Below are 15,144 nucleotides of genomic sequence, written 5' to 3' on the forward strand. Positions count from 1 at the left end.
CGAATGTATTCATTTTTTGGGGATAAATGAAACAAAAAAGGTCTTCATGATTGCAATGTAATGCAATAGGAAGACCTTAATGCTAACCATCTATCTATTCATGCGCATTGACTAATACGTATTCCATAAGGGGATTAGCCTCTGGCTTCTGCTTCCGCTTGGCTTGCAAGGTATTCGTCAAATGTACCTTGAAAGTTAATCAATTTTTTGTCTTTTACATCAATAATACGTGTTGCCAAAGATGACACAAATTCACGGTCATGGCTGACAAATATTAATGTGCCTTCAAATAATTTCAAGGCTTGATTTAACGCTTCGATGGCTTCCATATCCATGTGGTTGGTTGGCTCATCCATTACCAGTACGTTAATATCCATCATCATTAACTTACCGAATAATAGGCGGTTTTTCTCTCCACCTGAACAGTTTCGTACTTTTTTGTTGGCATCGTCATCTGAGAATAACAAACGGCCTAACATACCGCGAACCATCAAATCATTGTGTTTTGGTGTGCGCCATAGCGACATCCAATCAAATAAAGTCATGTCATTATCAAAGTCAGCGGTACTGTCTTGTGGGCAATAACCAATCGCGGCATTTTCAGACCATTTAATACGGCCATGATTATGCTGTAATTCATCAACTAAACAACGAAGTAGTGTGGTTTTACCCACACCGTTTTCACCAATAATCGCCAGTTTTGAACCCGCTTCAAGAATAAGGTCACCGTGTTCGAATAACACTTCATCAAATCCGTGTGACAATTCTTCTAGCACCAGTGCTTGGCGATGCAATTTCTTGCTTTCGGTAAAGCGAATTGATGGGGTAATACGGCTAGATGATTTGACGTCATCAAGCTTAATTTTATCCATTTTTTTAGCACGCGAGCTAGCTTGTTTCGCTTTAGATGCGTTGGCACCAAAGCGGTTAACGAAGTCTTGTAGTTCGTCAATCTCAGCACTTTTCTTAGCATTACCGGCTAATAGCTGTTCACGTATCAAGCCTGATTGTGCCAAGAAGTATTCGTAGTTACCTGGGTAAACTCGTAATTCGCCGTAATCGATGTCAGCCATGTGGGTACAAACAGAGTTCAAGAAATGTCTGTCATGCGAAATGATGATCATGGTGCATTTACGTTTGTTTAGCTCGGTGGCTAACCAACTAATGGTATGAATATCCAAGTTGTTGGTTGGCTCATCGAGTAACAAGATGTCTGGGTTAGCAAATAAAGCCTGTGCCAGTAGCACGCGCAATTTCCAGCCTGGAGCAACTTGTTGCATTAAGCCAAAGTGGAATGACTCTTCAATGCCTGCTTCTAACAGAATTTCACCGGCGCGACTTTCTGCAGTGTAGCCGTCCATTTCTGCAAACTGGCTTTCTAAATCGCCCACTCGCATGCCGTCTTCGTCGGTCATTTCAGCTTTAGCATAAATGCTGTCACGTTCTTGTTTCACTTTCCACAGGCCAACATCGCCCATGATCACAGCATCAACTACGCTGTATTGCTCAAAGGCAAACTGATCTTGGCTCAGGGTACCGACTTTAAAGCCAGGTGTAATTGACACGTTGCCTGAGGTTGGGGCTAGGGCGCCACTCAAGATTTTCATGAACGTAGACTTACCACAGCCATTTGCGCCGATTAAACCGTAACGGTTACCGTGACCAAATTGAGCCGAGATGTTTTCAAATAATGGCTCAGGGCCAAACTGCATGGTGATATTAGCGGTAGAAATCAAAGCAATGTTCCAACTGTGTACTAACTGAATATTTATCAACAAAGGGCGAGTAAACAGCCGTGTGAGAATAAGACAGACGCGAGTATATGTAAGTAAATAGGCCGCGGATTATACAGGTTAGGGTTAATTTGTCGATTTATAATCTGCTAATATTGTCTATCTGTGCCTTTATATGCAGATGCGCTTAACCCCGCGGGTTAAAAGTACGATTACGCTAAATGGGTTAATCTGTGTGCAATTGAATTGACCTGGGGATAAACGGCCTCAATCGCTTAGGTATCAGGGTTATGGTATCTGCAGGGGGAATGGCTTGCTGGCTTCAGAGTAGGGCATCAATAGGTGATTCAAACTGTCACAGTTGCTCCGTTAATCCTTATATACTGTTAAGGATAAAGCGCGGTGATATTTGCTCCGCGCTTTATCCTTTATGTTTACATCACAGTATCGATAAGTTAACTGCCGATTAGTTGGCTATCGATAAGTCTGATTCTGCCGCGGCTAACATGGCAAATTCTTCATCGGCACTTTTGGCGACCAAGCGTGATGAACTGTAGCCAAAGTAATAAGCAGCGCCAATCACAAATAAGCCTATTGTGAACAAGAATGCCCGTGGATCGAAGGCGTACACACCTGTTAATGCGATTAAAGACAAGACTAACGCAATACTTGAGGTGACAATGCCACCAGGCGTTTTGTATGGACGGATCAGCTCAGGCTGCTTTATACGTAATATAATATGACTGAGTGCCATTAACGCATAAGACACAGTAGCGCCAACAACCGCCATCGCCAGCAGTAAATCACCTTCGCCGCTTAATGAAGCCAAAAAGCCAAATATTGCAGGTACGATTAATGCGCGAGCGGGGACTTTACGTGAGGTGGTAATCGATAATGAACGGGGGATATAACCCGCACGTGATAACGCAAACACTAACCGGCTATAACCATAAATAATAGAGAAGAATGAGGCCACTAAACCTGCTAAACCTAAAATATTAACCATCGTTGCTAAGCCATTATTGCCGGTGAGATTGAGCGCATCAACTAATGGCACTGCGCTGGCTCCCATGGCCGTTGCACCGCCAGCACCTGGTACTAATACCACCACGAGTAAGGCCGTAAACAATAAAAATATCATCGCGCCAATAATGCCTTTTGGTACATCTTTGGCTGGATCTTTGGCTTCTTCAGCGGCTAACGGCACGCCTTCAACCGCTAAAAATAACCACATGGCAAACGGCAGTGCAGCCCAAACACCGTACCAACCTAAGGGTAAAAACTCACTGGCACCTGCAGCATCAGTAACCGCAATATCATAAAGTCGGGTTGCATCAAAGTGTCCAATAAGCACCACTGCAGTGGCAATAATAGCGATAACGGCTAGTCCACTGATCACCATCATCACTTTAAGTGCTTCACCCACACCAGCGAGATGAATGCCCACAAACACTAAATAGAAGAGTGCATAAACCCAAGGACCATTAAAGCCGATTAATTCTTGCACCGCAGAACCAATAAAAATCACGATTGCAGCAGGCGCGAGAGCATATTCAATTAATACGGCTAGTCCGGTTAAGTAACCACCAGCAGGGCCCATGGCTTGGCGAGCAAAACTGTAACCGCCACCCGCGGCAGGAATAGCCGCAGACATTTCAGCCAAAGATAACACTAATGCTAAATACATGATCGCCATTAATATCGCTGCTATGGCAAATCCGCCCCAGCCAGCTTCAGCGATGCCAAAGTTCCATCCAGCAAAATCACCAGAAATAACGTATGACACGCCCAAACCTGCTAGTAACACCCAGCCGGCGGTGCCGCCTTTTAGTTGCCTTTTGGCAAGGTACTCTTTGTTGTTCTCTGACATAATTAACTCTCCAGTAGTATTTAATTTTTATTTCTAATGAGTATTTAACATATTGAATTTATTCGCCGTTATTCAGCGATTAAAAAATTTTGCCTTGGCTGTTGGTGTTCAATCACATCGTCTTGAGTGCGATCTTTTAAATTGACTCCTGTTAGTTTGAGTTTTTTGGCCTCGGTTAATAAATACAGCGCACGTTTGGCTGCCTCTTTATAAGGCAACCCCGCAGGGCGAATGTTAGAAATACAATTTCGACAGGCATCATTAAGTCCTGTTTTAGGTGCCCAAGTCAGATATAACCCAAGGCTGTCTGGTGAGCTGAGTCCCGGGCGTTCGCCGATAAGCACCATCACCACTTGGGCATTTAACAGCTGGCCAATATCATCGCCTATGGCCACTCGGCCTTGTTCAACCAAGGTAATTGGCGCGATTTTCCACTGTGTGATTTGCGGCTTGAGTAGGGTGAGTAATTCGTTGATAAAAGTTTGAGCATTAAGCTGCACCGCCAGTGATGACAAACCATCAACCACCACGATGGCAAGATCGTATTGGCTGTGGGTCGTTGGTCCTTGGCTATTCATGTGGCTTAACAAGCTGTCACGACCACTTTGGGACAGTTTTCGGCCAAGATCAGGGCGTTGCAAATAGGTAATACGATCATCTGCCTGACTGTGAACCTTGATTGGGCTAACCTTATCCAGTAAAGGAATACTGGCCAGTTGCGCTGCGAGTGCATCAATGTCCAGAGGGAAATTTACCGCGTCGCGAGCTTGTGCATGCGATAATTGAAACGCTAACAATTCTGCTGTGGGTAAACTAATGCCTGCTCTACCAAGACCAATGCGGGCGTCAGTAAAGCGGCGCAGATCGCGCCAAGGATTGGCCACCACCTTGCCATTATCTTGATGTGATATGCCAGTATCGACAGCATTATTAGACTGCTTTACATCAGGCGTGCTCATTTTGCGCCTCCTTGCAAAGCATAAAGCGGTTTGGCAAATGCGCTGGGTAGCGTGCTCGATAAAACAAAGTCGGTGTTATTTTTCATGATGTTCATTTTGGTTAGCCAGTGTTCAAACTCGGGCGCGGGATGCGCGTCCAGTACTCGGCGGACATACAAGGCATCATGAAATGAGGTGGTTTGATAATTAAGCATAATGTCGTCTGACCCAGGAATACCCATCACAAACGAGCAACCGGCAACGCCTAATAAAGTGAGCAGATTGTCCATGTCGTTTTGGTCAGCTTCAGCGTGGTTGGTGTAGCAAACATCACAGCCCATTGGCACGCCTAACAACTTGCCGCAAAAATGATCCTCTAACCCTGCGCGGGTGATTTCTTTACCATCAAATAAATATTCAGGACCAATAAAGCCCACTACTGTGTTGACCAGTAATGGTGAAAACTTGCGCGCGACCGCATAGGCTCTAGCTTCACAGGTTTGTTGGTCTAACCCATGGTGAGCATTAGCAGACAACGAGCTGCCTTGGCCTGTTTCAAAATACATTACGTTATTGCCAACCGTACCCCTGTGTAGGCTTAATGCGGCATCTTGCGCTTCAGCTAAGGTATTGAGGTTAAATCCGAAACTGGAGTTGGTTGCTTCAGTTCCGCCAATCGATTGAAACACCAAATCGACCGGGGCACCCGCTTCAATGCATTCAATGGTGTTGGTGACATGGGTGAGCACGCAGCTTTGGGTTGGAATATCATATTTTTGGATCACATCATCCATTAACTTCATTAGCTTAATCGCTTGTGCAACGTTATCGGTTGCAGGATTAATGCCGATAACCGCATCACCATTGCCATATAGCAAACCATCAAGTATTGACGCCGCGATGCCGTTAACATCGTCGGTTGGGTGGTTAGGTTGTAAGCGGGTCGATAAGTGTCCGGGTAAGCCAATGGTATTTCTAAAAGCGCTAGTGACATGGCATTTTTTAGCCACAAGAATAAGATCTTGATTACGCATGATTTTACTTACCGCAGCAGCCATTTCTGGGGTAATACCCATTCTGACCGCGGCTAATACTTGCGGTGTGGCGTAGTCACTTAACAGCCAATTACGAAAATCACCAACGGTTAAATGGCTAATATAAGCAAATGCCTGGGTGTCATGTTCATCAATGATTAAGCGGGTCACTTCATCTTGTTCATAGGGAATGAGAGCGTCATTAAGAAACGTTTTTAAGGGCACATCAGCGAGTGTCATTTGGGCAACGGCTCGTTCTTTGGCTGATAAGGCAATTACGCCCGCTAAGCGATCGCCCGAGCGTTGCGGCGTTGCTTTGGCCATTAGCTGGGCCAAGTCTTTAAATTGATATGTTTGGCTACCTAGAGTGTAGCGATACGAATGGCTCATTTATTACCTCACCGTCAACGATCAAACCTTGGTACAGGTTTTGCTGCTGTAATCGTTAATCAACTCATTTAATTAATTCAATACCAGCTTAATTCGTACCAAGTGGCTATCAAGTTTCGGCAAAGTCATTTTTTATGTTTTATATCAGAAAGATAAAATGGATTTAATCAAGATAATAAGGTGGGGTTAATCAATCTTTAACGCTAGGAGATGACAGATGGAGCACCATTTTAATCAGCTCGCACCAAAAAAGAGCGTGGTGCAGACCAATGACATCGATGAGCAAGCGCATAATTTAACCCAATGGCAGCAAGTTTATGATCAGGTCAGTAACGGCAGTTTTTATGGTTGTATTGAGGGCCTGGATTATCCAGACATGCATTTATTCAAAGAATTTACTCAACGAGCATTAAGGCAGCAGTGCAACATTGCGCCTAATTCTATTTGGTTGGGCATTCCATGTCGTTCTGAGCAAAGTAAAATAAATGGTTTACAGCTTGATACTCATCAGTTGATGTGTCGAAGCAGTGATTATGATTTTGAGTTAATCACCCCTGAGCAATTTACTATTTATGGTGTGGTGCTTAATCAACACAGCTTATATTCCATGGCTGAAATACAAGGGCTGTCGTTGAAGAACTTATCAACGCGAGGAGCGGAACGGATTGATTGCAATCCAATTTTACTCAATCAAACTCGTTTGATGATTGAAAAGCTGATTAACCACAGTGAATTAGGCTTGCGCACCGATCTTCAGCAAGACATGTTAAGCACCTTAGCACTGAATTTATTAAGCCAACCAGCATCAACGCAAACGGTGGCCCCCAGTTATCAACATCGTTTAGCCGTCGTTGAAAAAGTTAAAGCTTTTATCGATGACCATCCGCAACAGGCCGTAACCATCACTCAACTTTGTGAGCTTACTTTTGTTAGCCGCCGCACCCTGCAGTATAGTTTTGAGAGTATTTTAGGCATTAATCCATTGCGTTTTTTACGATTAACCCGTTTGAATAATGTTAGGCGAGAGCTTAAACAGCCTGATCTACACCATCCTATTTCAGTGATTGCGGCAAACTGGGGTTTTTGGCATCCAGGCCAATTTACTAAAGATTACACCCAATTATTTGGCGAGAATCCATCTCTTACCCGTCAGCGATATCAGCCAGCTCAACCTTGACTCATTGCAATCGTTAGAGTGTCACATCGCGATAATTAGGCGCACCAAATCAATTGAACTTAAGCCAATGGTTAAGCGTATCAATTGCGCAGCCGGTGGTTAATTAATCATCTTCAGCTAACATTAACTGTTATCTACTAATATCAATAACCATCAATTACCGTAATGACACTTGATCAGAAGAGGGAACTTATGCAGCACAAATCCGTCGATAATATTCCGCAAGAAGCCTTTGATTGGTATGACGCCTATGCTCATGGTGGCATGGACCGGCGTACCTTTATGACTAAATTAGGCTCGTTAGTGGCGTTAGGTTATTCAATGAGTGTTCTGACCTCAGCGTTACTGCCTAATTATGCTTTAGCTGAGCAAGTGTCATTTAATGATGCCGACATTAAAGCCACTTATACCCAATTTGATTCGCCTTTAGGTTATGGTAAAGGCCAGGGCTACTTAGTTGAGCCCACCAATAAAACCGCTTTATTACCGGTGGTATTAGTGGTTCATGAAAATCGTGGTTTAAATCCATATATTGAAGATGTTGCTCGCCGTTTAGCGAAAGCGGGTTTTATTGCATTTGCGCCTGATGCGCTTTTTTCACTCGGCGGTTATCCTGGCAATGACGATGAAGGTCGGGCAATGCAGCAATCATTAGACCGAAGCAAAATTGAGCAAGACTTTGTTGCCGCGGCTAAGTTTTTGAAAGGCCATCAGCAAAGTAATGGCAAGCTGGGCGCGGTCGGCTTTTGTTTTGGTGGTTATATTGTGAATTATCTTGCCGCCGTGGAGGCTAATTTAATTCAAGCTGGGGTGCCTTTTTATGGCACCCCAGCGGCTAAAGCACTTAGAAAAAACATCAAAGCCCCTTTACTGATTCAGTTAGCTGAATTAGATGAAAGAGTGAACGCAACATGGCCAGAATATGAGGAGGATTTAAAAGCCGTTAATGTGCCATATCAAATGCACATGTATAACAAAGCCAACCACGGATTTCATAACGACTCTACCGGCCGTTATGATGAAGCCAATGCAGAGCTTGCGTGGCAGCGAACATTAGATTTTTTCAATAAACAAATTAGTTAACCATTTTATTTTAATGATAAATATCTACATGGATGTGGATATAGGAAAGTAAATTTGAATACTTGTGCCTTTATTTAATTCAGACTTTACGACAATCTTGGCGTCATGTTGCTCGAGTATTTGTAGCACTATTGACATACCGATACCCGTTCCAGTCCCGACGGGTTTTGTGGTGTAAAATGCATCAAATATTCTTTGCTGAACCTCTTCTGACATTCCACAACCATTATCGGTAACATTTAATAATATCTCATCATTAACTTGAGTCAGATCGACACCTATCTTTGAGGTATGATTTGTCATGTACTCGCATGCCTGTATGGCGTTAACCAGAATATTAATGAGCACTTGATTGAGTTCACCAGAGTTAAAGATGATCTTTGGCACTGGTTGTAGATTTTGTGTAACAAGGACATTTTTAAGTTTCGGTCCTAATAACTTTAACGCTATCTCAACAGCTAGCAGTAGATCGACTTCAGATAACTGATCAGCATCTGTTCTCGCAAAAAATAATAGGTTTTTAACAATATCTTTTATGCGTACCAACCCATGTTCGGTATCCGAAATCAGCTCAGGTAAGTCGCTCATTATAAAGTTGATATTTCGAGTGTCAGCCTCATTTAAGCTGTCTTTCGGTATCACGTTAAGCAAGTCAGAAACATAGGCATTTAAGGTTGTTACGTTACTGCTGACAAACGCGAGCGGGTTATTAATTTCGTGAGCTACGCCCGCCGCTAATGTGCCTAATAATGCCAATTTCTCTTGCTGTATAAGTGATTTTTGTTGATTTTTAATTTGCACTATTTGGCTTTCAAGTAATACGTTTCTTTCGTATAACTGACGTATCGAATCTTCGAGCAACTGCTCGACCTCAATACGTGCTTTTTTCTCTCGCTGATAGGCTGCTAAATATGGATCAGGTTTATCAGTCATTAATTAACTCAATATTTAAAATACATTTTTCATCACCATGGTGCATACAGACATCATGCTTAATGGTGATGGCTTGTTGATAATACTCTGCAGCGCCAAAGATAAGGCCTTCCGCACAAAAACATAATTTACGTGGTGAATGATAAGTTAGTTCAATATTGTGGTTATTTACTAATACACAACTAATGGTGGGTAAAGCGGGTTCATGGTAAAGCTTATTCACTTCAACATGAATAACATTATGAATACCCATCACCAAGGAAGTGAAACCTGAAAAACGTGTCATTACACCGGTATGTCTAGTGGCTAATCCTGAAAACAAATACTGTCCAAAGGCTTTTACTACTTGTTGCAGAGGAACATTGAGCAGCGCAGCAACATCGGTTGCAATGGCAAATAGCTCCGTTTCAGGGTAGTTTTTAGCAGACACATAAACCCGATTTTGTGGCGTATGTTTTTCAAGTAATGTGTTCCAAACCTCCATGCCAGCTTGTTCAACTATCATTTCTTCAAGCACATTAAAGATAATGCCTTTCATAGCGCCTCTCAATTTTAGTCTATGTGAAATAAAGTACAGAGTGTAACTTGTCTTATTTGTCCCCTGAGTATGGCAATGATTGCAGCGTAAAACCAGTGTTTAAAATAAATACTAATAGTTTTTGACATTCAAGGTTGTCGTCACCATAATGTTTAGAGGACAAATGAGACAATGTGGAGATTGTAATGCCGATACCTGTAACCATTGCCGACGATTCAATGATGTCAAGAAAAGTCGTTAGACGGGCTTTACCCGCGGATTGGGATATTGAAATAACCGAGGTCACTAACGGTAAAGAAGCTCTTGAGGCCGTTGAAGCTGGAAAAGCTGACGTTCTTTTCCTAGACTTAACTATGCCTGAACTCGATGGCTTTGGTGTACTCAGCTACTTAAATGAGCATAAAACGAAAACTATCGTCATTGTGATTAGTGCCGATATACAGCCAGAAGCGAAAAAGTTAGTCGACAAGCTTGGAGCGTTTCGGTTTTTGCACAAGCCATTGAACTCTGAGCAATTATCACAAGCATTAACAGATGTGGGGTTGATATGATTTATCAATTAAGTGAACTGCAGCGTGATGCATTACAGGAGTTGATGAATATTTCAATGGGCCAAGCAGCCAATTCGTTAGCGAGGTTAATTGGCGCTAAAATTACCCTTTCTATTCCACTCATTTCCTCTGTTACCCCCACTGAATTTGTCGATATGATCAGTTCAGATGTCATGTGGCATACTCGGCAATCTTTTTTGGGCACAGTAAAGGGTGAGGTCGTTTCGCTACAATCGCATGCGGGGTGTGAAGCCATTGCTGAGCTGATGGATTATGAGCTACCTTTGTCAGATATTACCCGTGAAGAGCTCTTGCTTGAACTGTCAAATATTCTAGCTGGAGCCTGTTTAAATGGTTTTGCCGAGCAGTTAGAACTGACCACTAAGCTGAGCATGCCGACAGTATTTGAACCGGAAAAACTGTCGCCAGAACACTATCGTTGGGCTCACACTTTACTCATGGAAGTTGAATTTAAAGTAGAGTCCAGTCATTTTGATTCAAAAATTGTTATTTGTTTAGAAGCAGAGTCAATTTCGACGTTATTAAGTCGATTAAATAGCTTGTTGGAGTAACGATGACGACCCTCGCAGTATTAGAGAATCTGACTGCAAAATTGCCTTTAGGGGTATGTGTTCTTAATGAACAATTAGAAATAGAGTACTGGAATGACTTTTTTGCTGATCGGCTGAACATCAGTTGTGACCAAGTAAAAGGGCAAAATTTGCTGACTCTTTTCCCAAATGAAGCAAAATATTTAAAGAAAAAGATCAACAGTGTATTTGTATTGAACAATGCTAGTTTTTCATATTGGGAACACAGACCACACGTATTTTTATTCAGTAGTAGCCGCCCAATCACAGGCGAAGAAACATTAATGTACCAAAACATTGAGTTTATACCGTTACATGTTAGTAATAATGTGGTTAAAACCGTATGCATGATAGTACAAGACGTCACTGAGTTGGCGAGTTATTACCAGGGTAAGAAACAACTTTCTGAAGAGTTAGCACAAGAACACTCAGCATTACTGGCGCTAAACACTAAACTAGAAGCCGCGCAGAATCAGTTATTACAAGCAGACAAAATGGCCGCCATTGGGCAGTTAGCTGCGGGCGTCGCTCATGAGATAAACAATCCTATTGGTTTTATTCATTCTAATTTACAAAGCCTACAAGATTATTCATCTAAGCTATTAAATTTGATCAGCTTTTATGAAAAGGTGGTGAATAAAACCCAAAACAAAACCTTTATGGCTTTGCAGCAAGAAATGCAAGAGCGCAGTCAATATTCGTTTTTACGTGAGGACATGCCTGAATTAATTAATGAGTCGATTACCGGAATAGATCGCGTCACTGATATTATCAAAAATCTTAAAGTGTTTTCACATGTCGACAGTAGTGAATGGCAGCATGCTAATATTATTGAAGGTATTGAAAATACGTTAAAAATTGCCAACAGCCAGCTTAAATATAATGTTGAAGTCCATCGCGAATTTCAGCAGCCATTACCGGCATTATTTTGCCAGCCAATGCAGTTAAACCAGGTGTTTTTGAATTTAATTGTCAATTCAGCACAGGCTATTGATGGTAAAGGGCACATTTACATTAAGGTATCGGCGAGCAGCACAGCATTGGTTATTGAAATAAAAGATACCGGTTGTGGCATAAGTGAATCGGCACAGCGTAAAATTTTTGAACCATTTTACACCACAAAACCTGTAGGTCAGGGAACTGGCTTGGGATTGTCATTGTCTTATAGTATCGTGCAAAAACACAAAGGTAGTATTGTGGTAAGCTCCGAGCTTGATGTGGGCACCACCTTTATAATAACCCTGCCATTATTAACGCCTAGTGACCTTGAAACACCTTCATAGTAAGCGATCTTAACAAGAGAACAATTGCGTTAAGCGCGCATTAAACTCATTACACACTTGATTAAGATTGCCCCCATCTCTTAGCGCGGCTTCCGCCTGTTGTGCTGTTGCACTCACGTCATGTAACCCTAAGCAGGCACTGGTTCCCTTAATTTTATGAAATAGCATGACAACTTGTTTATGCTCTGAGGTTGCCGCAAGCAAGTTTAACTCGTCAGGTATGGCGCGTAAACTTTCCAAGTAGTCCTGTCGTAACTCGTCGAATCCGTCCATCTCTTGCTGTGCACTCATACTAGTAATATCTTCATTAGGCAGTGTTATATCATGTTTTGATAAACAAAATTGTATGGTATTTAACAGTTGTGTTTTATCAATAGGCTTGCAAAGCGTTGCGTTAAAAGGCGATACGGTGTCGCTTACAGGGTGCTGTTCAAACACATCTGCACTCAGTGAAATAATCACCGATTCAAACCCATGACGTCTCATTGCTTGACCCGCGCTCAAGCCATCCATTATTGGCATTTGCTGATCCATAATAATGATATCTGGGCGATGTTTGAGGGCAATATCCAAGGCTTGTTGACCATTCTCCGCAAACAATAACTCCATATTAAGTGACTTAACGTAAGCAGCCACTAAGATGCGAATGTCTTCAACATCATCAACAATGAGCAATTTTCTACCATGACTTGCACTGGTAGGCAATTCAGTTGCTATTACAGTCGAGTCTTTTATTGGTTTTTGCAAAGCGCTGTGGGTGTTAAAACTCAGCATGAAAGTCGACCCTTGACCAATCTCGCTGGTTACCGTGAGTGATATGTCCATTGCATCAGCAAGTTGTTTGCTAATATACAAGCCAAGTCCTGTACCGCCATAATCTCGACTCGTGCTGGAATTGGCTTGGGTAAATGCCTCAAACAGGGTGGACTGTTGCTGTTTGCTAATGCCAATACCTTGGTCTATTACTTTGATGCTACAGCTTTGCGCTGTTGTTTTTTCAGCTTTAAGGGTAATCGATCCTGTGGCGGTAAACTTTACCGCGTTACTGAGTAAATTAAGTAATATTTGTTGTAATCGGAAAGGGTCGGCCATGATATGAACGTCAGCAATGTCACTGACATCATAGTCAATAGACAAGCCCTTTTTGTGCGCCATTTGTGCCGTGCTATCGATAAAGTTAGTCATAAAATGGGCAAGATTAATCGATTCTAATGCGATGCGCATTTTGCCTTGCTCAATTTTAGCTGTATCGAGAATATCATCAATTACATTTTGTAAGTGCAGAGTATTTTGATTTATACGATTAAGCGTGCGGTAGGTATCGCCCGTCGCTTCACTAAGCAGTTCTTCAGTAAAACCCTTAATAATAGTAATCGGTGTGCGGATCTCATGACTCATATTTGCTAGAAACCGGGTTTTAATTTCTGCGAGCAGTTTTGCTTTATCACGTTCTTGTTCCAGTTGCTGAGTTCTGTCTTTGACTCTTGCTTCTAATTCATTATTGAGAGTGCTCACTTCTGCCATTGATTTGTGCATAGCTTTGCGAGAATCGATTACTCGCTTTTGCAAACCATTAATGCTTTCAGACAATACTTCAAACTCAAGTGCTGTGGTGGTAAATGTCAGAGGCTGTGTATTAGGTTTATCAGATCGCCAGCGATGAGTGTGGCGGGTAATTTGTTCTAATGTATTGGTGTACTGATGAATTAATCGACCAGACAACACTGTGATGTATTGCAGCAATAACAACGCTGATATCATCGCAATCGATAGATAAATAAAATAGCGAATCACGAATGAGCGGGTGTCTAAATAGTACAGCGCTGTCCAATTCAATTCGTCTAGGTGTTTTCGTATAACGATATAACGACCGTCAGATGTGAAGGCAATTGGTTCAACTTTATTAAATATATGCTGTCCAAATACAGAGCTTGTGAAAGGTGTCATTAATGGCCGTTCTGTCCAGACACGACCTAACTGTCCTAAGGTATCGCTACCCCAAATTTTCTTCGAGTCTCTGTCGAGTAAAATACGGTTAGAATCCATATCATCTGAAGATTTGAAGGTATTGGTTAACGTTTTAAGATTGACAGAAATCTCGACTACCCCATCAAATGTGCCATTTTGGAAAAGCGGTGCGCTGACCGCAAATAATCGATCTTCACCCAGTCCTCTTCCCTGAAAGGTCTCACTGACATAGCTTTTGCTCAGTTCCTTAGGTTTACTGAAATAACTCCGGTCGGCAACCGATGTCTTTTGCATTTTACTGTTAGGTAAGTCGGCTTTATAAAATAGTGAAATAAGGCCATTCTTATCGGTGACCAGTGCAGATATCAGTTCTGCTTGTTGTTCAGTTAACTTACGTAATGTGTTTTGGTCAATATTGTCATGTCCTAAACTGGCGATAAGTTCTGTATTGCCGATATACCGTTCGATATGACGTTGAATTTCATTAATAAATTTACTTTGTTCATTATCGTAATACTGCAGAACGGATGATATGTGGAGACTGATAGCACCTTGTAAAATAAATGCGATTAAAATCGTGCAGGGTACGGCGCTATACAAACCAATTCGATGGCTTAACTGCAGCTTTAAGCTTTGATTTTTTTGATTTTTTGGGGTGATTGTAATGACATTTAGCATTAACGCCGTTTTGGTACATAAAATAAAAATACAACCGTTTAACAGTGTGGCACTGACTAATAACGCTGGCGATTCAGTAAAAATGGGATACGCAAATTGATGGTAGATAAAGCCTATGGCGACAGTATAAACCCCCATTATACGCCAAAGAGGTTGTTTCAAATTTAATGTTAATAACATCAAGCAAAACAGCTGCAAGATACTGTTAAATAATTCAATGTTACTTGCTATTGGAACGCTGACGATAGCAAGAGCCAACAGAGACCAGATAAAACCTAAGCGAATGAGGATAATTGAAAAGGCAATGTTACCGATGAGAAAAGGTACGACAATAGGCAGTTCGATCGCCATAGCATTGGCGATAAATCCCAACAGCGT

At 42.0% G+C, this 15,144-nt stretch carries 12 protein-coding genes; 5 read left to right on the forward strand and 7 right to left on the reverse strand.

What is annotated here, in order from left to right:
- Positions 1-134: 134 nt before the first annotated feature.
- The 4 genes from H5123_RS05790 to H5123_RS05805 form a co-directional block, all read right to left on the reverse strand.
- On the reverse strand, positions 135-1,736 hold the full coding sequence (locus tag H5123_RS05790; RefSeq protein WP_124014803.1) for an ABC-F family ATPase: 1,602 nt from the start codon (positions 1,734-1,736) through the stop codon (positions 135-137).
- 463 nt (positions 1,737-2,199) lie between these two features.
- Positions 2,200-3,603: an ethanolamine permease gene (gene eat / locus H5123_RS05795; protein WP_182697310.1), complete on the reverse strand. Its 1,404-nt coding sequence runs from the start codon at positions 3,601-3,603 to the stop codon at positions 2,200-2,202.
- Positions 3,604-3,671: 68 nt separating this feature from the next.
- Positions 3,672-4,562, reverse strand: a complete 891-nt coding sequence (eutC, locus tag H5123_RS05800) for an ethanolamine ammonia-lyase subunit EutC (RefSeq protein ID WP_182697311.1) — start codon at positions 4,560-4,562, stop codon at positions 3,672-3,674.
- On the reverse strand, positions 4,559-5,965 hold the full coding sequence (locus H5123_RS05805; RefSeq protein ID WP_182697312.1) for an ethanolamine ammonia-lyase subunit EutB: 1,407 nt from the start codon (positions 5,963-5,965) through the stop codon (positions 4,559-4,561). Before H5123_RS05805 ends, eutC begins: the two co-directional genes overlap by 4 nt.
- 217 nt (positions 5,966-6,182) lie before the next feature.
- On the opposite strand from H5123_RS05805, the gene H5123_RS05810 reads away from it, so the two are divergent.
- Positions 6,183-7,142, forward strand: coding sequence for a helix-turn-helix domain-containing protein (locus tag H5123_RS05810; protein WP_182697313.1), 960 nt, complete (start codon positions 6,183-6,185; stop codon positions 7,140-7,142).
- A gap of 192 nt (positions 7,143-7,334) precedes the next feature.
- Positions 7,335-8,225: a dienelactone hydrolase family protein gene (locus H5123_RS05815; RefSeq protein ID WP_124014808.1), complete on the forward strand. Its 891-nt coding sequence runs from the start codon at positions 7,335-7,337 to the stop codon at positions 8,223-8,225.
- A gap of 24 nt (positions 8,226-8,249) precedes the next feature.
- Here H5123_RS05815 and H5123_RS05820 read toward each other — a convergent pair whose 3' ends face one another.
- Together H5123_RS05820 and H5123_RS05825 are read right to left on the reverse strand one after the other, a co-directional pair.
- Positions 8,250-9,158: a sensor histidine kinase gene (locus tag H5123_RS05820; protein WP_124014809.1), complete on the reverse strand. Its 909-nt coding sequence runs from the start codon at positions 9,156-9,158 to the stop codon at positions 8,250-8,252.
- Positions 9,151-9,696: a heme NO-binding domain-containing protein gene (locus H5123_RS05825; RefSeq protein ID WP_124014810.1), complete on the reverse strand. Its 546-nt coding sequence runs from the start codon at positions 9,694-9,696 to the stop codon at positions 9,151-9,153. Before H5123_RS05825 ends, H5123_RS05820 begins: the two co-directional genes overlap by 8 nt.
- Positions 9,697-9,881: 185 nt before the next feature.
- Here H5123_RS05825 and H5123_RS05830 point away from each other — a divergent pair, with 185 nt between their 5' ends.
- The 3 genes from H5123_RS05830 to H5123_RS05840 are packed head-to-tail and all read left to right on the forward strand — an operon-like array spanning position 9,882 to position 12,120.
- Entirely contained in the window at positions 9,882-10,247 is a 366-nt protein-coding gene (locus H5123_RS05830; protein WP_124014811.1) for a response regulator, read from the forward strand.
- Complete coding sequence (locus H5123_RS05835; RefSeq protein WP_124014812.1) at positions 10,244-10,819, forward strand: chemotaxis protein CheC; 576 nt, start codon at positions 10,244-10,246, stop codon at positions 10,817-10,819. Before H5123_RS05830 ends, H5123_RS05835 begins: the two co-directional genes overlap by 4 nt.
- A 2-nt stretch (positions 10,820-10,821) precedes the next feature.
- Positions 10,822-12,120, forward strand: coding sequence for an ATP-binding protein (locus H5123_RS05840; RefSeq protein WP_182697314.1), 1,299 nt, complete (start codon positions 10,822-10,824; stop codon positions 12,118-12,120).
- A 9-nt stretch (positions 12,121-12,129) separates the two neighbouring features.
- Here H5123_RS05840 and H5123_RS05845 read toward each other — a convergent pair whose 3' ends face one another.
- On the reverse strand, positions 12,130-15,117 hold the full coding sequence (locus H5123_RS05845) for an ATP-binding protein (protein WP_182697315.1): 2,988 nt from the start codon (positions 15,115-15,117) through the stop codon (positions 12,130-12,132).
- Positions 15,118-15,144 lie beyond the last annotated feature (27 nt).

The sequence above is a fragment of the Shewanella sp. SR43-4 genome (genome assembly GCF_014163845.1).
GTDB classification, from domain to species: Bacteria; Pseudomonadota; Gammaproteobacteria; order Enterobacterales; family Shewanellaceae; genus Shewanella; species Shewanella vesiculosa.